Origin of the sequence: Chryseobacterium gleum, from assembly GCF_900636535.1 — a bacterium.
In the GTDB taxonomy this organism is placed as follows: Bacteria; Bacteroidota; Bacteroidia; order Flavobacteriales; family Weeksellaceae; genus Chryseobacterium; species Chryseobacterium gleum.
The window spans coordinates 5,082,476-5,103,181 of sequence record NZ_LR134289.1 but is presented as its reverse complement, the minus strand read 5'-3'; the positions used below and the strand labels follow the sequence as shown (position 1 = coordinate 5,103,181).

Here is a 20,706-nt window from a genome sequence, read left to right as displayed (position 1 = left end):
AGTTATGTTGCACTTAATTTTTTTGCCATCTCATGGGTCATTTCTTCGGCATAAGCACCATAGGCATCCACAAGTACGCCTTTATTCTTACCATCATTGGACGATATGGCATAAATCACGGCATTGTTATCAGGACTGCTGTCGAGGCTTTCAAACCTATGGGTTTCCGTAACCGTAAAATCCTCCGGTTTTAGTTTCAGGCTCCTTGACGCACAGTACAGGCAGTCCGGCAACAGACTAAAGTCCATACTGTATCCACGCTGTCTTAGGTCTTTAAGCGCCTGCACCATGTCATTGTACTGTACCATAGCTTTCAGACCTGTTATTTAATGGTTTCGACCGTACTGCCGCAGGTAAGCATCTGTGAGCCGTAATATGGGTTTTTAACAGCATTCTCTTTACTTAGCCAATTGGCTCCCTTACCTCCATTGTACATAGGGCAGTGCTGGTAATAAACGGGAGTATCCTGTTTAGACACTTTGGCCAGTGTGTAGATGCTTCCCGAAAGTGCCGCAAAAGCACTTCTTTGTTTTGCAACATCTTTTGATTTTGAAATGCTTTCCGCATTGGCCGTCAAGTCCTGCATCACTTTCATCCAAGCCGTATGTTCCTCTGCCGATAGCTTATTCATATCGACTGCTTTAAGGGATGCAGCCAATTCAGCGGCTTTGGCAGATGCGGTCGCCGCATCGGTTTTTATCAAAGCATCTTTCACTGAAAAGTAGTTGTCAAATACAGCCTTTAGCTGTGATTGGTTTTGGGCTGCATCTTTGTTAGCTGCCATTTGACTATGGTCGTGATTGCCATGTCCGGCATTCATGTCCATTCCCGCCTCCTTGTTTTTGGCAACCGTCTTCACGGGTCTATCATACTGGCAGCAACCAGCCAGTTTAGCATATACGTCATCCGGCGCACGGAACTTCTCACTGTCATAACCAGCCAAAGCAATACGTTTCAGGATTTCATCCTGATTTGTTTTGTCGCCGTCATAGGTGAGCGTAGCCATCTTGGTATCTTTGTTCCAGTCCACGCTGGCTACCTTTTTTACGTTACCTGCTTTTTCGATGGTGGTTTTGCACATACCACAATTGCCGTAAATCTTTACGGTTTCTGTTTTCGCATTCTTGATTTGTGCGAAGCCGTTTATTGATGATAGTAACACGGCGATTACCATCACTATTTTTGATAATGATTTCATAATAATTACATTTTGAGAAACGGGGGATAGATAAACCCGTTTCTGTTTTAAATTTTAAGTAAATGATACAAATAGGGGATTTGCAAAAGCCGGAACAGCTTCTGACAGGACACACCTATGGCTATCAGGCCATAGTTTTAGCTTATTTTAGGCGGTAGCCAAATGGAGAAAAAGCCCGAAGAATAGTAGGCTTCTTTGAAACCGAATTTTTGCTTTTTAGCTGCTGCTAAGTGATTTTTTGCCTTTAATTCGATTATGGTTGGGACATTTAGGGAAGTGGTTGAAGCACCGCACCTGCAAGAGTTGTGTGAACAGCCGCCCCCGCATTTGTCACTTTTGCATTTTTTACAGGATTTGCCCTTGCAACCTTTTTTATGTTCTGATTTTTTGGATTTCTCCTTTGAGCAGGAAGACTGCTCGGTCTTTGTTGAATTTTTGGAACAGGCATAGCTCTGACTTGGCATCATAAAGAAAACCAAACAGAACAATGTCAAAATGCCTATATGTATTCTATAATTTTTCAACGCAACAAAGTTACAAATTAGATTGGTTTTTTATATCGTTTTACGTTTTTTTTTGCTATATGGACAAAAAAATGCCATATACGCAATAACCTATCGCCTTTTTTCAGAATTGATAAAATGCCCTTTTTCAGCAACCCAACCTCATAGAAAATTCGGTCGGAAAAAGGGCATTTCAAAAAGTTGTTGGCTTAGGCGTCCAAAGGTTCAATTTTGAAGCCTGCCTTTTGCACGGTCGATATTACTTCCTGCTCGGTAATGCCCTCGGACTTCACTGTAAGTACCTTGTCCTTGTTGGCAGTGTCCACTTCCCAATGGCAGATACCCTCTGCCTTGTCCAAGTGCGGTTTTACAGATGCGATACAACCTCCGCAATTGATGTTCGTCTTGAATTGAAATTGTTTATTTTCCATTGTTAATAAATTTTAGAGTTATCTGATAATGCAAATTTCCGTACTATTCAGTTCAGTATTGTTGTGTAATTTCTTGTTTGATTTGTGAGATTTACTGTTTTATTTCTTCCACTTCAACCGCAGGCTGTTACTGACCACGCTCACGCTGCTCAATGCCATTGCCGCACCCGCAATCATCGGGTTGAGCAGGAAGCCGTTAACAGGGTAAAGGATGCCTGCCGCTACCGGAATGCCGATTACGTTGTAGATAAACGCCCAGAACAGGTTTTGCTTGATGGTGGCTACGGTCTGTTTGGACAAGCGTATTGCCTGCGGTATCTTGGTCAGGTCGGACGAAATGATGGTCATCTTGGCTACGTCCATTGCGATGTCGCTGCCTTTGCCCATTGCGATACTTACATCGGCTGTTGCCAATGCGGTGCTGTCGTTGATACCATCGCCCACCATTGCCACTACCTTTCCTTTACTTTGCAGTTCTTTCACAAAGTCGGCTTTATGCTGTGGCAAAACTTCGGCTTTGTAATGCTTGATGCCTGTCTGCTCCGCAATGGCTTTAGCGGTAGCTTCATTATCTCCGGTCAGCATATACAGGTCAATGCCCATTTCCTGCATTTCCCGGATAGCCTGCACCGATGTTTCCTTAATCTTATCGGCGATAGCGATTACAGCAAGAGCCTTTTTGCTGTTTGCAAACCAGATAACGGTTTTAGACTGTTTGCCCCATTCTTCGGCTTGGTCTTGTAATTCTCCGGCAATGGCAATGTTATTTTCTGCCAATAGCTTTTTGTTGCCTACATAATAGGTTTCGTTGTCATGGTCTGCTTTTGCGCCTTTGCCCGTAATGCTGTCGAACATGGATAAAGAGGTGGTCGCTACATCGCCAAGATGCTTCACTACGGCTTCTGCCAATGGATGCTCGGATTGCTTTTCGATGCTCAAAAGGATTTCTTTTGCAGTGTCCTCATTGTTCAGCCATTTAATGCCCGTTACCTGTGGTCTTCCCTCGGTGATGGTTCCGGTTTTGTCCAAAACGATGGCATTTACTTTTTTGGCCAGTTCCAAACTTTCGGCATCCTTTATCAAAATGCCATTTTCAGCACCTTTACCAACGCCTACCATAATAGCGGTGGGTGTCGCTAAGCCTAAAGCACAGGGGCAGGCAATGACCAATACCGTAACGGCTGCCAACAGACCTTGAACAACCCCGTTTTCGCCTCCCAAAATCAACCATAGCGTAAATGTCAGGATGGCAATACCTATCACTGTGGGAACAAAGATGCCCGCAATCCTATCGACCAGTTTCTGTACGGGTGCTTTGCTTCCCTGTGCATCCTGCACCATTTTGATGATGTGGGCAAGCATGGTTTCTTTGCCCACTTTTACCGCCCTGAACCGGAAGCTGCCTTTTTGGTTAATCGTTCCTGCAAATACTTTTTCTTTTTCTTTTTTCAATACAGGTACAGGCTCACCGCTTAACATGCTTTCGTCCACATACGAATTGCCCGATATGACCATGCCGTCTACCGCAATCTTTTCACCGGGCTTTACGAGTATCACATCGCCTGCGCTTACGTCTTCGATAGCGGTCTGCTTTTCCGTTCCGTCCGCCTGTACCACGATGACCGTTTTTGGCTGCAAGCCCATCAGCTTCTTAATGGCTGAAGAGGTGTTGCCTTTGGCTCTTTCTTCCAGCAGTTTTCCCAAGAGGATGAATGCGATAATAACGGCAGCCGCTTCAAAATATACGTGAGCATGCAGTCCCCGTTGATGCCAAAAGTCGGCAAACAGCATATTGAAAACACTGAACAGGTAGGCAATACCTGTACTCAATGCCACCAGCGTATCCATATTGGCGGAACGGTGCTTTGCCTGCTTCCAAGCGTTTACAAAAAAATCCCTGCCCAACCATATTACAACGGGCGTGGAAAAGAGCCACATTATCGGGTCTGCATAGGGCATATCCATAAAGAACATTCCTATGATTACCACGGGCAGGGAAAGGATAATTGCCCAAATGGTCTTGTTTTTCAAGGTTCGGAATTTCTTTTCGTGGATGGCTTCGAGCGTTTCCTGCTGCTTGGTTTCGTCTTCAATCAATAGGTCGTAACCTACTCCCTGAACCGCTTTTTGCAGGGTGGAGGCATCGGTCATATTGGGCAGATATTCCACGGTAAGATTGCCCGTTGCAAAGTTCACGGAAGCATTAACTACTCCCGGTTGGTATTTCACAATGCTTTCGGCACTGCCCGCACAGGATGCACAGGTCATGCCCAATACCGGAAAAGCACTTTTAACCGTAGGAACTCCGTAACCTAAATCTTTAATTGCCTTAACAGCCTCGCCTACGGTTTCATTGCTATCTACTGTAATCGCTGCCCTTCGGTTGTTCAGCTCTACTTTATGGGTTTCTACGCCTTTTACCTGTGCCAATCCCTTTTCAACGATTAATGCACAGTGTTCGCTTTCTACATCCTCCAATGGAATGTATATATTTTCTCTGTTTGTCGCCATATTTGCCTGCTTTAATTTACAATACAAAATTGGCTATTATATTTATGGGTACTGTTGTGAAATTTTGGATTTGATTTGTAAGATTTACTTACACTTTATCCAACGGTTTTCTTTTATCCTCTTTAATCTGTTTGAAATGGCTTGGTGTTAGCCCGGTAACTTTTTTAAACTGGTTACTCAAATATGCCACGCTCGAATAATTTAGGCGGTTCGCAATCTCACTTAATGACAACTCATCATACACCAACAATTCTTTGACTTTCTCCACCTTTTGGGCGATAAAGTATTTTTCAATGGTTGTACCCTCTACCTCTGAAAACAGATTGGACAGGTAATTGTAATCGTGATGCAATTTGTCACTCAATACATCGGAAAGGTTGGTTTTTACATCACTATCCTGATGGTGTACCAGGTCAATGATAATGTTCTTTATCTTTTCTATTATCCTGCCTTTTTTATCGTCAATTACTTCAAATCCTAATGGCTCTAAAGTTTTGGACAAATTCTCTTTTTCCAGAGATGTTATTTCTTTGGAAAGAATAACTTCGCCCAGTTTTATATTTTTAGCATCTAATCCCAGTTTTTCCAATTCGTTTTGTACCACCATAATGCAACGGTCGCAAACCATATTTTTAATAAAGATTGTATTCATATTTATTTACTGACTACGTTTAGTATTTAATACATAAGCAATAAACAAATTTACAATTTAAGTTTAATTACTCTGACTTCTTGCCAAGAGGAATAAAGCCTGTGTACATATATACTTACTGTTTTTCATCTTGTTCGTCCATTTTCTTTATCAGTGCTTCACACAGCCTGTCGAGGAATTTCGTTCGGTTTATTTTGCGGGCTTTAAGTTCCATAAACGTATGGTAAAAGTCGCCTAACTCAATATTGAAGGCATCTTCAAACGTTTTGGCTATCAATTTTATTTCTGTATTCCCATTGTTAAATGCACCGTGGGAGTACAGTGCATAAATGAGTTCCGTGAGTGCAGTTTTGCTTGCTGTCCATATCAACGAATTATCTGAAACCTTTTTAACGTTGATGTTATTTAACCTGTCTTCCAAATATACCTGTATCAGGTCATTAGCAATTATCTTGGCAACCTTATAATCGTGCGAAGTAGAAAAGCGATGGTCTGCCTCAAAATAAAAAGTGTCTAACCATAGTCTTATATCGTGCTTGCCACGTACAAAAAATTGTTCGTCAAAGAAAGAATTATTGCTACGGTAATACTTATAAAAATCAAGGTTATTTTCAAAGAACCTTTTTAGCTTTTTCAGTTCTTTGACAAAATATTTCTTGGTACGCTTATTTCCATACGGTCTTCTCGTTTCGATTTTATAGATGGCATTATAATAGATGAGCTTTGAAACGATAATTGGCTTTTGATATTTAAAAAAGCGAATTTCTTCATCAACATTCTTAAATCCTCTTTTTAAAATATATTTTTTTACGTCGAATAAACATTTGATAATAAGTTGTATAACTGCTTCAATGCGTTCTATCGAACAGTCTGCTTCAATCTCAAATTCTTTGATTTCGTTTTCCAGCTTAGCCAGCGTTTCGTTATAAAATTTATCCATCCGTTATCCTAAATCTATTTTTTAAACAATAATAGAGAAGCCCAAATACTGTCATATTTGAAAGAAATTTGCATTTTCGGGTTTCTCTTTTGGAACTTTGGTTTTTGCTCGATACAGAACTAATAAGTCCATTTTTAGTGATAGGGATAGATATAATAGTGTCTAATTTTATGTATATCAAAGCAATAAGACACAGAGCTAAAAAATATCCCAAAAAGTATCATAAAGAGCGAAGGTCTTTTCTTCTTCTTCTTCTCCTTCGACAAATTGACATTTGATAACTTTTGCCTTTCTTACGAATTGTCTGTTTTATTCATCATTAGGATGTTCTAATCTTAAAATTTCATCCGCTGTATCCTTACTGCGTTTAGTATAGCTAATAAGGCAACCCCAACATCTGCAAAAACAGCTTCCCACATAGTCGCTAAGCCCCCAGCTCCCAAAACTAGTACAATAGCTTTTACTCCGAATGCTAAAGCTATATTTTGCCAAACGATTTTCTTTGTCTGCTTGCCTATATTGATTGCCATAGGTATTTTACTCGGTTTGTCGTCTTGTATTACCACATCTGCCGTTTCAATGGTCGCATCGCTTCCCAAACCGCCCATTGCAATACCCGCATCGCTCAAAGCCACAACAGGCGCATCGTTTACACCGTCGCCAACAAAAGCAACGCTTCCGCCTTTGGCTTTAATTTCTTTAACTCTGTTTACTTTATCTTCAGGCAATAAATCTCCGAAAGCATTATCTATCCCCAACTGTTCCGCTACATACTTTACAACCGTACTTTTATCTCCGCTAAGCATAGTAGCTTTAACATTGAGCTTATGCAATAGATTTATGGTTTCCTGTGCGTCTTCTTTTATGCTGTCCGCAATGGTAATGTAACCAACAAACTTTCTATCATAAGCCACTGCGATTACCGTGTAGACAATGCTGTTCGGGTCTATGTCATAAGTAATAGAAAATTTATCCATCAGCTTAAAATTCCCTACCAATAATTCTTTCCCATTTACATTAGCCTTTAGTCCGTGTCCTGCAATTTCCTCTATATTTTCTAATGGGATATTGTGGTTTACATCGCCTACATATTCTTGAATGGCAGTTGCTACGGGGTGGCTACTATGGCTTTCCAAAGCATTGACCATTTCTAAAATTTCTTTCTCATCAAATGCCTTGTCAAATACAACTTCCTGAACTTTAAATACGCCCTCCGTCATTGTACCTGTCTTATCCATTACTACATTTTGTATGCTGGCAAGAACATCCAAAAAGTTGCTTCCCTTAACCAATATTCCATTTTTACTCGCTGCCCCAATTCCGCCAAAGTAGCCTAAAGGAATACTTATTACCAATGCACAAGGGCAAGAGATAACAAGGAATACCAAAGCACGATACAACCATTGGCTGAACACATAATTTTCTACAAAGAAGTAGGGCAATGCTGTAATTAGAATAGCTAACAGCACTACAATTGGTGTATATACTTTTGCAAATTTTCTGATGAATAATTCTGTAGGAGCTTTTTGAGAAGTAGCGTTTTGTACCAGTTCTAAAATTTTACTTAGTTTACTATCCGTATAGGCGGTTGTCACTTTTACCTGTGAAACGGTATTTAAGTTTATCATCCCTGCCAGTACCGTTTCACCTTTTGATTTAGTGTCAGGCTTGCTCTCACCCGTAAGAGCTGCTGTATTGAAAGATGCAGCTTCGGACAATAATTCTCCGTCCAATCCTAACTTTTCTCCAGGCTTCAATTGTATTATCTCTCCAATAGTAACTGTTTCAGCTTTTACAACTTTTGTTTGAGTGCCTTGTAAAATGGTTACTTCATCAGGACGTTGGTCGAGTAAAGATTTGATATTTGTTTTAGCTCTCTTTACTGCTAATGACTGAAAGACTTCACCAACAGCATAAAACAGCATTACAGCAACACCCTCGGGGTATTCACCAATGGTAAAGGCTCCAATAGTAGCAATACTCATCAGCAAAAATTCTGAAAAAACATCGCCTTTACCAATACTTTCAAAAGCTTCTTTAATTACAGGAAATCCGACTGGTGCATAAGCTATTATATACCAAACAGTTCTTACCCAACCTTGAAACCATTCAGGTTTCAAGACATTGTCTAAGTAAATAGCAATTAGCAATAGTACCAAAGAAATAATTCCTGGTAAAAACATTTTTATAACGCTGTTTTTATCAACAGCTTCACTTCGTTCATTGCTCTTTTGATTAACTTTTTCATCCGTTGAGCAACAAACATTATCAGTACTCTGCCCTGTATTTGTTTGGGCATCGTTTTTGTTTTCCTCCGTGCAGCAGAGTTGCTTGCCCTGCGCATCATAAATATGCTTGTGATTTTTATCTGTATTTATCATCGTTTAGTTATTATTGGTTAATCTTCGTCTTCTCCTGCATTAGATAATTTTGCATTTACAAAAAATGCTCCTTTTACAACGATTTTTGGATTGGCAGGAACTTGTTTGATAAAAGTAATTGCGGTATACCCCATATCAGATACCCCTTTCAATATTTCTATTTTTTCAAAATTTATACTTGCCTTATCTTCCTTTTCATTTTTATCAGCATCTTTATGATTTTCTTCTTCTTTACCTTCTTCGTGATGCTCTTCTGCTTTTTTATCGGTTTGTACGAAAATATAATATTTACCATCAGTATTTACGATGGCATCATTGGGAACAGCAGGTGTAGTTACATTGCTTAAGCTTACAACCCCTGTTATGTTCATTCCATCAATTAAACCAATTTTACTACCTTTTATACGACAACGTACAGCAATAGTTTTACTCTCGTTTTGAAAAGATGAACCGATATTGAAAACCGTAGCCTCATATTCTGTGGTTGGATTATTTGTCAATCTAAAATGAATAGTTTGCCCGATTTTTATTTGTGGTAAATCTTTTTCGAATACTTGTAAATCCAAATGTAATGAGCTGTTATCTACTATTTCAATTACCGGCGAAGAAACATCTACATAACTTCCAATTTTAGCGTAAACATTACTTACTGTGCCATTTAAAGGACTAATTACTGTCAGAGCAGATTTCAAATTACTGTTTGATAAGGTGCTGGGATTGATGCCCATTAATTGTAGTTGTTGATGTAAAGACGCTTTTCGAGTACGAAGGCTGTTCAATTCGGCTGTTGCACTTTGTAAATTTTTCTTTGCGCCAGCATTTCCTTCATTTAACTCTTTTTGTCTTGATAGCTCTTGCTCTGCAAAAGTTATCTTACTTACTACACTCAAATATTCTTCCTGTAATTGTATAAACTGCGGATTGGCAATAGTTGCTATTATTTCACCCTTTCTAACATAATCCCCAATTTGAACTTTCAATGTTCTTATCACTCCACCATATAAAGTTGTAGCGTTGGCTTTGTTGTTATTAGGAACATTCAGATTTCCATTTGCTTTGATAGTTGCAGACAGCTCTCTTTGTTCTATTGTGCCTATTTTTATTCCAACTATCTTTAATTGTTCCTCTGAAAGAGTGGCAATGGTTGGTACTTCTTCCTCGGCTTCTTCTCTTTGAATTTCTTTTGCTTCCTGGTTCTGCCCATTTCCATCTTTCTGATTATTGCAAGCGGAAAATGCAAATATTAAAACAGTTATCACTGTTACAATTGTGATTTTATTTATGTTGAATTTCATTTTTTACTTATTGATTAATGAGAGAATAAATATTGATTACAGACTGGTTTACCTGCTGAATACTTTTCAGATAATTTAATTGAATGTCGGTTGCGGTTTGCAATGCAAAAAGATATTCCACATAGCTAATTTCTCCTGTTTTATACCCTAATTGTGCCGCTGATACTATTTCTTTGGCATTAGGCAATGCTTCTTGCTGAAAATAATTAAACTGTTGCATATCCTGTTGGTATTGCTGCAAAGCATTTTGTAATTGTGTTGTTAATGCTTGCTGCTGCTGCTGAGCATTGGCTTCGGAAGCCTGTTTTCTGAAGTCCAAAGATTTTATCCTTGCTTTGGTAGCACCATAAGTGATAGGAATTGCAATGCCAATATTTACAGAATTGAAACGGTTACCAGAATTAAAATATTTTTCCATACCATTTACTGTGTGAAAACCTATTAAAGATTGATTTGTAAAACCAATTGTAAAATCAGGTAAACCTTGGGAACGTTCTACCTTTTTGGTCTGTTCTGCAATAACAGCATCCTGATACAAGGATTGAATGGCGGGATGACTTGCTACTACATCATTATCCAATAAATTGCTGATTTGTAAAGGTTGAAAAATTCCATTTTCTGCAATGAGAAAATCCTCTCTTGTATTCATCAAAGTTTTCAGACTGGCAACAGCATTATTTAAAAACACTTTATTCTGTTTTAACAATAAATTGATTTCCCCTTTCTTAGCTTCTGCCGTACTGATGTCCACTTTTTTTGTATCGCCGGTTTTATAACGAAGCTGTGCTATTTCTATAAAATCGCTGTACAGACTATCTAACTGTTGTAATTGCTTTTGGTTATGTTGCAAATATAGGATTTGATAATAGTAAGTTCTGACCTGCGTTTTTAACTCTAGTACGGTAAGATTTTTCTGTAATTCTTTCCCTTTTATTTCGGCATTAATCAATTGTTTTTTTGCTCCGAATAATGTAGGAAAAGGAATAGTTTGTGCCACTTCAAAAGACTGGTCGAATTTTGTACTGTTGTACTGCCCCAATTGTGCATTAAAACCTAATTTTGGTAATTCTCCGGCAGTTTTTTTCAAGGCTTTACTTGCATCAATTTCTAAATCTGAAGCCTTTATGGTTTGATTATTTTTCAGCGCGATGTTTATTGCTTCATCAACACTGGATAAATCTTTCGTTTGTGCGTTTGCTGTAAAACCTACCAATGATAGCAGTAACACAACGATAGTTGTAATGGGTTTCACTTTAAATTTTCTTTTTAAATTAATTTTTGAATTGAAGATGATATACAATAGAGGCAGTACGAATAGGGTAAGGAATGTTGCAGTTACCAAACCACCGATAACAACTGTAGCCAATGGTTTTTGTACCTCTGCGCCTGCACTACTGCTCAAAGCCATTGGCAGAAATCCTAAACTGGCTACTGTTGCAGTCATCAAAACTGGTCTCAAACGGATTTTAGTTCCTTCGATTACCCGTTTCAATACATCTTTTTCTCCTTCTTTTTCTAATTGATTGAAAATACCTATCAGTACAATTCCGTTTAGGACAGCAACGCCAAACAATGCAATAAATCCAATACCTGCGCTGATGCTAAAAGGCATTCCTCGAAGTAACAAAGCTAGTATTCCTCCAATTGCACTCATTGGGATGGCTGTAAAAATTAATCCTGCCTGTTTAAAGGAACTGAAAGTAAAGTAAAGCAGTACAAATATCAATATTAAAGAAACTGGAACAGCTATCAGTAATCTATTGCTTGCTTCCTGTAAATTTTCAAACTGTCCTCCATAAGTGAAATAATACCCTGATGGTAATTTTACTTGGTTGTTCAACTTTTTTTGAATTTCTTCTACCACACTTTGTACATCTCTGCCTGCAACATTAAAACCAATTACAATTCTTCTCTTTCCAGCTTCACGGCTTATCTGCGCAGGTCCTAATTTATAGTCAATTGTAGCCACCTGTGATAGAGGAATTTGACTGCCTGTGCTAGTTGGTATCATCATATTGTTTACATCTTCAATACTACCTCTATAGGTACTATCTAAACGCACAACTAAATCAAATCGCCTTTCATTCTCAAAAACCACACCTGCACTTTTTCCTGCAAAAGCAGTACTTACAACATTATTTACATCTTCTACATTTACTCCATAATTGGCTAAACGAGTTCGGTCGTATTCAATATTAATTTGAGGTAACCCGCTTACCAGTTCTACCTGAGGCACTGTAACTCCCTTTACTGTTTGTATAACTTTGCTAACCTTATCGGCATTTAACGCTAGTGTGTCTAAATTTTCTCCGAAAATCTTAATTGCAACATCTTGTTTTACCCCTGTCATAAGTTCGTTAAAGCGCATTTGAATGGGTTGGCTTTTTTCGACAATAATGCCAGGTATTACGGCTATTTTTTCTTCTATTGCATCGCCTAATTCATCGTATGTCCTTCCGGATTTCCATTCACTTTCAGGCTTAAGAATAATTATTAAATCTGTTGCACTTGGAGGCATTGGGTCAGTAGGTACTTCACCAGCTCCAGTTCTACCTACCACCATTTTTACTTCATCAAATTGTTTGGCAATTCTCGAAGCAAGCATCGAAGTTTCTATACTTTGTGATAATGAGGTTTCAATAGGCATTTTAAATTCAAACGCATATTCTCCTTCTTGTAGTTGGGGTATAAATTCTCCTCCCATTCGGCTAAACAAGAAAATACTAATTGCAAATATGGCAATGGCGATACCAACGAACCAATACTTTATGCTAATCGCTTTTTCAAGCAAAGGCTGATATTTTCTTTGTAACCAATTCATCATTCTATCGGAAAAGGTTTCTTTATGTGAAGGCTTTTTGGATAAGAACAAAGCACACATCATAGGTATGTATGTTAAGGATAAAATCAAAGCTCCAAAAATGGCAAAACCTACAGTCTGTGCCATCGGACGGAACATTTTGCCTTCTACGCCCACTAACGTAAGAATAGGAATGTAAACAATTAGTATAATGATTTCACCAAATGCTGCACTACTACGAATTTTGGAGGCAGACAGAAAAACTTCCTCATCCATTTCAGTTTGTGTAAGCCTTTGTTTAGATTTTCGTAAGCCTAAATGATGCAATGTGGCTTCCACAACAATTACTGCCCCATCTACAATCAACCCAAAATCTATGGCTCCCAAACTCATTAAGTTGGCGCTTACACCAAACACATTCATCATCGCCAAGGCAAACAGCATTGCTAAGGGAATAGCGGAAGCTACAATTAATCCTGCTCTAAAATTTCCTAAAAAAAGTACCAATACAAAGATTACAATCAATGCACCTTCTATCAGGTTTTTTTCTACGGTACTCATTGCCTTGTCAACTAAAACTGAACGGTCTATATAGGGCTCAATAATAATATCATCAGGTAATGACTTTTGTATAGTAGGAAGCTTTTCTTTTATTTTTTCAATTACATTATTGGCGTTTTCGCCTTTTAACATCATCACAACACCACCTACTGCATCAACATCTCCATTATATGTCATTGCTCCATATCTTACAGCATTACCAAATCGTACATCCGCCACATCTTTTATAAAAATTGGAACACTGCCAGGATTATTCTTTACACTAATGTTTTTTATATCATCTAATGATGTAACCATACCAATACCTCTAACAAAATAAGCACTTGGTTTCTTATCAATATATGCTCCCCCTGTATTTTGGTTGTTTCTTTCAAGAGCGTTGAAAATATCGGTAATACTTACATCCATAGCCTTTAAGCGACTAGGATTAACAGCTACTTCATATTGTTTTAGCTCGCCGCCAAAACTATTTACTTCTGCAATTCCGGGAGTACCATACAGTTGCCTTGCTACAATCCAGTCCTGCATTGTACGTAGGTCTTTGGCATTGTATTTATTTTCACTTCCCTTTTTGGGATGTATTATATATTCGTATATCTGACCAAGTCCTGTACTTACCGGAGCCAGTTCCGGCGTTCCTATTCCATTCGGAATTTTTTCTTCTGCTTCTTTCAGTTTTTCGTTAATGAGCTGTCGGGCAAAATAAATATCTACTTTTTCCTTGAATACAACTGTAATTACGGACAAACCAAACCTCGAAATACTTCTGGTTTCTTCTAAATCGGGAATATTAGCAATGCTTTGCTCTATGGGAAAGGTAACTAATTGTTCTACTTCCTGAGCTGCCAATGTTGGGCAAACCGTAATTATTTGTACCTGATTATTTGTAATATCGGGTACGGCATCAATGGGTAATTTTGTGGCACTCCACACTCCCCAAATAATGAGTAACAATGTCATTATTCCGATGACAAGTTTGTTCTTTATACTAAATTTTATGATACTGTCTAACACAATTCATATGATTAAAGATTAATAAATAGTGGATATAAATTCTTCCACTCCATATATGTGAAATGAATAGCTAAATGCTCGACTGAGGGGGTACGTTATTTAATAGTGAATGGATGCCCATACACCGACAATAAAATACAGTCGCTAAAAATTTAGGCATTAATCTTTGGCGGCTGCCAAATATTTCCGTGGTAGTTGGAATTGAACCCGAAATCCCAAAGTGGGAATTTTTGTATTTTGTCGAAACTAGACTTAGCTTCGCCTATTTTGAAAGTTTGAAATGTAAAAACAGCAACAGTGTGACAAGTGGCACAGGAGCAAAAAGGGCTACATACGTCAATGCTATTTTCTTGACCATCACCCGCTTGTATAAATTCTGATTTTGTAGTATTGTTTATGCTAATATCGCACGCATCAGTACACGGCATTACCGATAATGCCATAAAGTATATACTGAATAGGATTACAAATATTTTCATCAGACTACAAATGTAAAATATAATTAGTGCAATTGAATTGCAAAGTTTAAAGGTGTATTAACTACAGCTTGAGCATTTCCCCTTGAGAACCAAATTAGCTCCTTCTAATTTAAAGTTTTGAGGAATTTTGATGTTTGGAATTTCAGTTTCCGTAAGACAAAAGGTATGTTTGCAGTCGGTGCAATAAAAATGTGTGTGTAGTTCTGATAAATTGCAATTACATCCAGATTGACATAGTGCGTATTTTACAACTCCACTTCCATCATCAATGGTGTGGATGAGTTTGTGTTCCAGAAATATTTTGAGTGTTCTGAATAAGGTAACACTATCTGCTTTCTCAAACTGTTCTGCCAGCTCTTTATGGCTTACTGCGTATTGTTGTTTTAATAGCTTTTCTACCACCAACAAACGCATAGCGGTAGGCTTTATGCCTTTTTGGTTTAAAATTTTTTCTAATTCTGTCATTCTAATTCAAATTTCTTTTGTCCAATCATTGTTATCATCTTCGTTAACTGCTATTTGCTCTATGATGCTATTTGCTACACTGTCGGAGTACGTGCCATAGCCATTTACGAAAATACCTTTTGCTCCGTCTTTTTGGTTTCTCATTGCATACAAGATAGCTTCATCTTCCAAGTCATTCAGCCCTGTAAAACGATAAATTTTATCAATAACTATGTCACTTAAATTGACCTTTTCACCTCCTGTTTTATATGAGATATTTTCTTCCAATAGGTTAAAATCTTCAGTATAACCTCTTAGTCTTAATATTTCAATTACCTCTGATAATGTTTTTTCTGTTGATGCCATAAGTTATTCTTACAATTGTTTAAAAATAATTAGTAAAACCTACCGATTTTTTATGTGATTTATATAAAATGCGTTCTATTTAGCAACATTTTTTTTCTTTTTGTATTGGTGGACAAGGAACACTGGCATAACTACAATACACACAGCAGTCGCCTTGTAGTGGTTTTAACCTTGTTTTGCAATTTTTACATTCATAAAAATACTGACAAGTATCAGTTGGCATTGTTTCCTCTTTTTTGTGCCCACATTTTGGGCAAGTTATTATTGATTGTAATTTAATTTCCATTATGATATAACTTTACTTTTTAGTGATTTATAACCTGTCGAATTGATAGCTTTTTCGATTTCAGCAATACTGGTTTGCTTATTATCAAACTTGACAATAGCGTTGCTTTTCTCATAGGAAACGACAACTTCGATAATTCCTTTTAGTTTGCTAATCTCTGTTTTAATATGATGTTCACAACCTGAACAAGTCATTCCTTTAATTGTAAACTCAACTTTCTGAATTTTGGAACTTTGGGTAATAATTGTTTTGTTTTCGGGCTTTGGAAAAAAGATGTGAGCGTAAATTGGAAATGATAAAAGTAAAGCCGCCATAACGGTAATAATTCCTAAAAATGATTTTGTTTGCATAAAATTGGGTTTTTCAGTTATTTTACATTTACAGTCAATTTGCTTTTTGGGTTTCAACTTTTGAAACCAAGTAAAACCAAGCACTAAAATTGTCAAGCCAATAAAATATGGTCGGAAAGGTTCGAGCCAAGAAAATGTTGAAGCAACCCCGCTTGTTCCTACTATGAGAGCCAAAACAGGTGTAATGCAACATAATGAAGCAGCAATTGCCGTAAAAAGACCAGTACCGATTAGTTTGTTGTCCGTTTTCATATAGTTTCTAAAATTTTATTATCATTAAGTATTTCAAAAAATGGGGTCAGCATTTTTTCATACTCTTTTGTTAATGAATAAAAAATAGTTTGTGCTTTTCTTTCAGTTTCAATTAGTTTACGGTCTTTGAGTTTTCGTAAATGTTGAGAAATTGCAGAAATTGTCATACCGAGAATATCGCTTAAATCACAAACGCAAAGTTTTCGTTCTTCATAAATAAGAAACAGGATTTTCAGTCTTACATTGTTTCCCGCCAATTCCAGTCCGTTAGATAAATAGTCAAACGAACCTTGGAGTTCCGAAACTCGTTCTTTACAGCGATTGATTTGTTTAATGTCTGCCTGTTGTCTAATGCAAGAAATACTATCCATGGTGCAAATATAGCTAATTTGTTTATTTTAGCGTTTGCTTAAATAAACAATTTAACTTTCATTGTCTTGTTCTTTACAGTTTTAACAAGGCTCTTTTATACACTAACTCTTTCTATAATTATTTTTCACGCTATATCATATCCTCATAAAAAGTTATCAAATTCCTATACAAGTCTAATGTTGCAAATTCTCTTGTACCATAATATGTGCTTTTTATTTTCGTTTTTGTGTAAAACTTCTTTTTCTTTTAGTTCTTTATACAGTTAGTCAATGCCTTTTACTTCAATCCTGCAACTGTGTGTACCTGCCAAAAAACTTTCTGCTCCGCTACTAATCGGTTTTAGAAATAAAAAAACACTTTTCCATTTCCAACTGTAATTACAGGAAGCCCACAAATGCAGCTCTATACCACCCCTAACTAATATTGCAAAAGTTTCTTCCTGATGTCTGCATTCAAAACCAAATCGAGCTTTATAAAACTTAACTGCCTTATTAATTTTCCGTACAAGAAATGCGGGAATGGGTTTAATTAGTTCTATCATTTTGTACGCTTGTTTTAATTATTGAACCCTATATTTTTTGCACATCGGTTGAAATCCTATTGTCGTTTCATAACTTCTATTACTTATTTCTAACTGTAATATTTTTTCTTCAACCACAAACTTGCACGTACTAAAAGTATCAGTACCGGAACTTCTACTAAAGGTCCAATAACGCCTACAAATGCCTGTGGGGAATGAATACCGAAAACTGCTATAGCAACAGCGATTGCCAATTCAAAGTTGTTTCCTGTTGCTGTAAATGCGATGGATGCGTTTTTGTCGTAAGGTACTTTTAGAGATTTATTGATAAAGAAGCTGACAAAAAACATCAGTACAAAATAGATGATTAATGGTATGGCTACTTTTACTACATCCATTGGCAACTCTAATATTTTATCACCTTTCAGGCTGAACATTAAAACTATCGTAAACAGTAAAGCGTACAATGTAATGGGCGATATTTTGGGTACAAATTTTCGATTATACCATTCTGTACCTTTTGATTTAATAAGGAAGTAACGGCTAACGAATCCTGCTAAGAATGGAATACCTAAGTATATCAATACGCTTTCTGTAACATCTTTCATTGATACGCTTACATTGAAATTAGCTAATCCTAATTTTGAAGGTAAAACATTGATAAATAACCAAACTAAGAAACTGTAAGAAAGTACCTGGAAGATGCTGTTTAACGCAACCAACATAGCTGTATATTCTCTGTTTGCTTTAGCTAAATCGGTCCATACGATTACCATTGCTATACATCTTGCCAAACCTATCAGTATTAACCCTGTCATATAATCGGGTTCATTGCGTAAAAACAAAACGGCTAATCCGAACATCAATAAAGTACCAATGACCCAATTCAGCAATAATGACAGACCGATTACTTTTTTATCCTTAAATGCTTGGGGCAATAATGAATAATCAACCTTTGCCAATGGTGGGTACATCATTAATATTAAACCTATAGCCAATGGAATATTTGTAGTTCCAATGGATAAAGTATTTGTAATTTTTGATATTCCCGGAAAGAAATGTCCTAAACCTATACCTATTGCCATTGCAAGGAATATCCATAAGGTTAGGTAACGGTCAAGAAATTTTAGTTTTGGCTGCATTGTGTGTCTAATTTGTAAGTTCTCTATATTGGTTTGATGTCAATAATTTTTCTAATTCTGTAATATCTTTGATTTCAATTTTTATCAGCCAACCGTTTCCAAAAGATTCTGAATTGATTAGTGTTGGCTCTTCTAATAAGAGTTGGTTCGTTTCAATGATTTTACCCGATACTGGCATAAATAAATCACTGACCGTTTTAACCGCTTCAACAGAACCGAATACTTCGTCCTGCTGAAAACTATATCCAATGTTTGGTAAATTTGCATATACGATTTCGCCCAATTCACTTTGTGCAAATTCTGTGATACCTATTGTACCTGTGTTGTCCTGTATGCTTATCCACGTATGTTCTTTTGAATATTTTAAATCATTTGGAAATTCCATTTTTTAGATTTTTTAGATTAATAGCCACGTCTTAGATTCTCTGCGTACTCGTTTGGAAGAGGGCTGTCTTCCACAGCCTTTGCAGCTTTTTCAAAGTCATAGTCGAAACGGATAAATTCTACACTGATGCTTTCTTTGTTCAAAACAGAACTGTTTTCATTAATTGTCAACATCGCATAACCACCTCTTATATCGTTGTCTTTTGGCTTACCAACGGAACCGATATTCACTGCGTGGCGGAAATGATTTTCACCATCAACACCCGAATTTAAAACTCTGTGATAGGGCTTGTGCGTATGTCCGAAACACATAATGTCGGCATCGGCTTGTTCCATAATACGAAGCATACTTTTTTCCTCACGGTCTTCGAAGAGATATTCGTTTATTTTTCTCGGACTCCCGTGTACCAAAAGCAGGTTTAGTTTATCTTCGTTCAATTTGAATTCTACTTTTATATGTGCTGGAAGTGTGCGCAGGTAAGCCCTCTCATCATCTCTCATCAATGAATTGGTAAAAGATATAGAAATGTTTCCGTTGTCCTTCTCAGCCTCCGTTTTGTAGGCGCAACCACATTCATTGCTCATTCTCCCAATGCCAAAATCGTAGTTGCCTGCAATAGTTGGTATTTTTCTTTTACGAATTTCATTGACCACTTCGTTTGGCCAGATATTGTAACCTACTAAATCTCCCAAGCAATAAATGCTGTCGGGATTTCTTTTTTCAACATCTGCAAAGAATGCTTCTAATGCTGGGAGATTAGCGTGAATGTCGCTGAATAATGCAATTTTCATTTTTATTGATTTTATAATTTTAATTTTTAATCGATTCCGACAATCTTACTTCTGTACTCCATTAATATATTGTCTTTCCAAACCCCATTCTTCTTTCCAATTTTTTCTCTGTAGCCAACTATTCTAAAACCACATTTCTCGTGCAATTTTATACTACCTCTGTTTTCTGCAAATATCCCAGATTGTAATGTCCATATTTCATTTAACTCACTCTGCTTAATCAATTCATTCAACAACATTTCACCAATCCCTTTTCCTCTTGCAATTGTTGCAACATAAATACTTACTTCTGCTAAACCCGAATAAACACATCTGTTGGAGACAGGAGATAATGCAGTCCAACCAAGCATTTCGTTATTTTCATATATACTAATCCTGCAAAAATCAAGGTGTCCTTTATCCCAATCTTGCCATAGGGGCAAATCATTTTGAAAAGTAGCGATATTAGTCGCTAATCCCTGACTATAGATTTCTACCAGTTCTGAAAAATTGTCTTTGGTAATCGGCTTTATTTTCATAGAAATTGAATTAGCAACATCCAGAATTTGGCGGACAAGAATTGTTTTGATTTACACCAAGTTCAATTAGATTATTTTTTTCTTTTTCTGATGGGATTCCACAAGCGTCTTGTGCTAAACAAGCAGTAGTCTTACTTTTTAGAATAAATGTTTTCCCATTAAATTCTAAATCGTATTTTCCAATAGTATCACTTTGATACTCAACTTCAATATCAAAATCCTCGATTCCCAATTTATCCTCAGAGAGTTTGATAATGTTGAGTAACTTGTTAGGCTTTAAACGATGTTCAAAATCGTCTGCATTCCAAAGTTGAAAATTCACAACCTTCTCTGAACGAATGACACTGCCACAATCAATGAAGTTTTTATTAATCATTCCTACTTCTGTAACGTGAAAATGTTCCGGAACAAAAGTTCCATTTTCTAATTGAAATTCAACATTTTCTAATGTTGGCAAAATTTGTTTTACTTCTGATAATTTCATAATTGAATCTTTATAGCTTAAATGCAATATT

At 37.0% G+C, this 20,706-nt stretch carries 22 protein-coding genes; all 22 read right to left on the bottom strand.

Features of this window, described 5'->3' with window-relative positions; translation table 11 throughout:
- Window positions 1–2: 2 nt before the first annotated feature.
- Window positions 3–308 (bottom strand): hypothetical protein, encoded by a 306-nt coding sequence (locus EL165_RS23515; RefSeq protein WP_002981094.1) that lies wholly within the window; start codon window positions 306–308, stop codon window positions 3–5.
- Between the two features lie 14 nt (window positions 309–322).
- A complete protein-coding gene (locus tag EL165_RS23510) occupies window positions 323–1,198 on the bottom strand; it encodes a DUF3347 domain-containing protein (protein ID WP_002981095.1) in 876 nt (291 codons plus the stop codon).
- 268 nt (window positions 1,199–1,466) lie between these two features.
- Window positions 1,467–1,646 carry a hypothetical protein gene (locus EL165_RS23505; protein WP_002981096.1) on the bottom strand — a complete coding sequence of 60 codons (180 nt, stop codon included), beginning with the start codon at window positions 1,644–1,646 and terminating at the stop codon, window positions 1,467–1,469.
- A gap of 264 nt (window positions 1,647–1,910) precedes the next feature.
- Window positions 1,911–2,132 (bottom strand): heavy-metal-associated domain-containing protein, encoded by a 222-nt coding sequence (locus EL165_RS23500; protein ID WP_002981097.1) that lies wholly within the window; start codon window positions 2,130–2,132, stop codon window positions 1,911–1,913.
- Window positions 2,133–2,231: 99 nt separating this feature from the next.
- A complete protein-coding gene (locus tag EL165_RS23495) occupies window positions 2,232–4,643 on the bottom strand; it encodes a heavy metal translocating P-type ATPase (protein WP_002981099.1) in 2,412 nt (803 codons plus the stop codon).
- An 88-nt stretch (window positions 4,644–4,731) separates the two neighbouring features.
- Window positions 4,732–5,295 carry a helix-turn-helix domain-containing protein gene (locus tag EL165_RS23490; RefSeq protein ID WP_024566623.1) on the bottom strand — a complete coding sequence of 188 codons (564 nt, stop codon included), beginning with the start codon at window positions 5,293–5,295 and terminating at the stop codon, window positions 4,732–4,734.
- Window positions 5,296–5,410: 115 nt separating this feature from the next.
- A complete protein-coding gene (locus tag EL165_RS23485; RefSeq protein WP_002981101.1) occupies window positions 5,411–6,235 on the bottom strand; it encodes an RteC domain-containing protein in 825 nt (274 codons plus the stop codon).
- A gap of 335 nt (window positions 6,236–6,570) precedes the next feature.
- Window positions 6,571–8,616, bottom strand: a complete 2,046-nt coding sequence (locus EL165_RS23480) for a heavy metal translocating P-type ATPase (RefSeq protein WP_002981102.1) — start codon at window positions 8,614–8,616, stop codon at window positions 6,571–6,573.
- A gap of 17 nt (window positions 8,617–8,633) precedes the next feature.
- Window positions 8,634–9,911 (bottom strand): efflux RND transporter periplasmic adaptor subunit, encoded by a 1,278-nt coding sequence (locus EL165_RS23475; RefSeq protein WP_002981103.1) that lies wholly within the window; start codon window positions 9,909–9,911, stop codon window positions 8,634–8,636.
- Between the two features lie 7 nt (window positions 9,912–9,918).
- Window positions 9,919–14,286 (bottom strand): CusA/CzcA family heavy metal efflux RND transporter, encoded by a 4,368-nt coding sequence (locus tag EL165_RS23470; protein ID WP_002981104.1) that lies wholly within the window; start codon window positions 14,284–14,286, stop codon window positions 9,919–9,921.
- 152 nt (window positions 14,287–14,438) lie between these two features.
- Window positions 14,439–14,714 (bottom strand): hypothetical protein, encoded by a 276-nt coding sequence (locus tag EL165_RS26685; RefSeq protein ID WP_394343426.1) that lies wholly within the window; start codon window positions 14,712–14,714, stop codon window positions 14,439–14,441.
- Window positions 14,715–14,822: 108 nt separating this feature from the next.
- Window positions 14,823–15,230 (bottom strand): Fur family transcriptional regulator, encoded by a 408-nt coding sequence (locus tag EL165_RS23465; RefSeq protein WP_002981106.1) that lies wholly within the window; start codon window positions 15,228–15,230, stop codon window positions 14,823–14,825.
- A 6-nt stretch (window positions 15,231–15,236) separates the two neighbouring features.
- Window positions 15,237–15,575, bottom strand: a complete 339-nt coding sequence (locus EL165_RS23460; RefSeq protein ID WP_002981107.1) for a hypothetical protein — start codon at window positions 15,573–15,575, stop codon at window positions 15,237–15,239.
- Window positions 15,576–15,654: 79 nt separating this feature from the next.
- Window positions 15,655–15,861: a GDCCVxC domain-containing (seleno)protein gene (locus EL165_RS26410; protein ID WP_081457773.1), complete on the bottom strand. Its 207-nt coding sequence runs from the start codon at window positions 15,859–15,861 to the stop codon at window positions 15,655–15,657.
- Window positions 15,861–16,463 carry a mercuric transport protein MerTP gene (gene merTP, locus EL165_RS23450; RefSeq protein WP_002981108.1) on the bottom strand — a complete coding sequence of 201 codons (603 nt, stop codon included), beginning with the start codon at window positions 16,461–16,463 and terminating at the stop codon, window positions 15,861–15,863. The genes EL165_RS26410 and merTP overlap by 1 nt, the downstream gene beginning before the upstream one ends.
- Entirely contained in the window at window positions 16,460–16,834 is a 375-nt protein-coding gene (locus EL165_RS23445) for an ArsR/SmtB family transcription factor (RefSeq protein WP_002981109.1), read from the bottom strand. Before EL165_RS23445 ends, merTP begins: the two co-directional genes overlap by 4 nt.
- A gap of 263 nt (window positions 16,835–17,097) precedes the next feature.
- A complete protein-coding gene (locus tag EL165_RS23440) occupies window positions 17,098–17,376 on the bottom strand; it encodes a VOC family protein (RefSeq protein WP_002981110.1) in 279 nt (92 codons plus the stop codon).
- 89 nt (window positions 17,377–17,465) lie between these two features.
- On the bottom strand, window positions 17,466–18,497 hold the full coding sequence (arsB, locus tag EL165_RS23435) for an ACR3 family arsenite efflux transporter (protein ID WP_002981111.1): 1,032 nt from the start codon (window positions 18,495–18,497) through the stop codon (window positions 17,466–17,468).
- A 7-nt stretch (window positions 18,498–18,504) separates the two neighbouring features.
- Window positions 18,505–18,882, bottom strand: coding sequence for a glycine cleavage system protein GcvH (gene gcvH, locus EL165_RS23430; protein ID WP_002981112.1), 378 nt, complete (start codon window positions 18,880–18,882; stop codon window positions 18,505–18,507).
- A gap of 17 nt (window positions 18,883–18,899) precedes the next feature.
- A complete protein-coding gene (locus EL165_RS23425; RefSeq protein ID WP_002981113.1) occupies window positions 18,900–19,673 on the bottom strand; it encodes a metallophosphoesterase family protein in 774 nt (257 codons plus the stop codon).
- Window positions 19,674–19,699: 26 nt separating this feature from the next.
- The gene (locus EL165_RS23420; protein WP_002981114.1) at window positions 19,700–20,191 is read right to left on the bottom strand and encodes a GNAT family N-acetyltransferase; all 492 of its coding nucleotides are present in this window, start codon (window positions 20,189–20,191) and stop codon (window positions 19,700–19,702) included.
- A gap of 10 nt (window positions 20,192–20,201) precedes the next feature.
- Window positions 20,202–20,675, bottom strand: coding sequence for a DUF6428 family protein (locus EL165_RS23415; RefSeq protein WP_002981115.1), 474 nt, complete (start codon window positions 20,673–20,675; stop codon window positions 20,202–20,204).
- Between the last annotated feature and the right edge of the window lie 31 nt (window positions 20,676–20,706).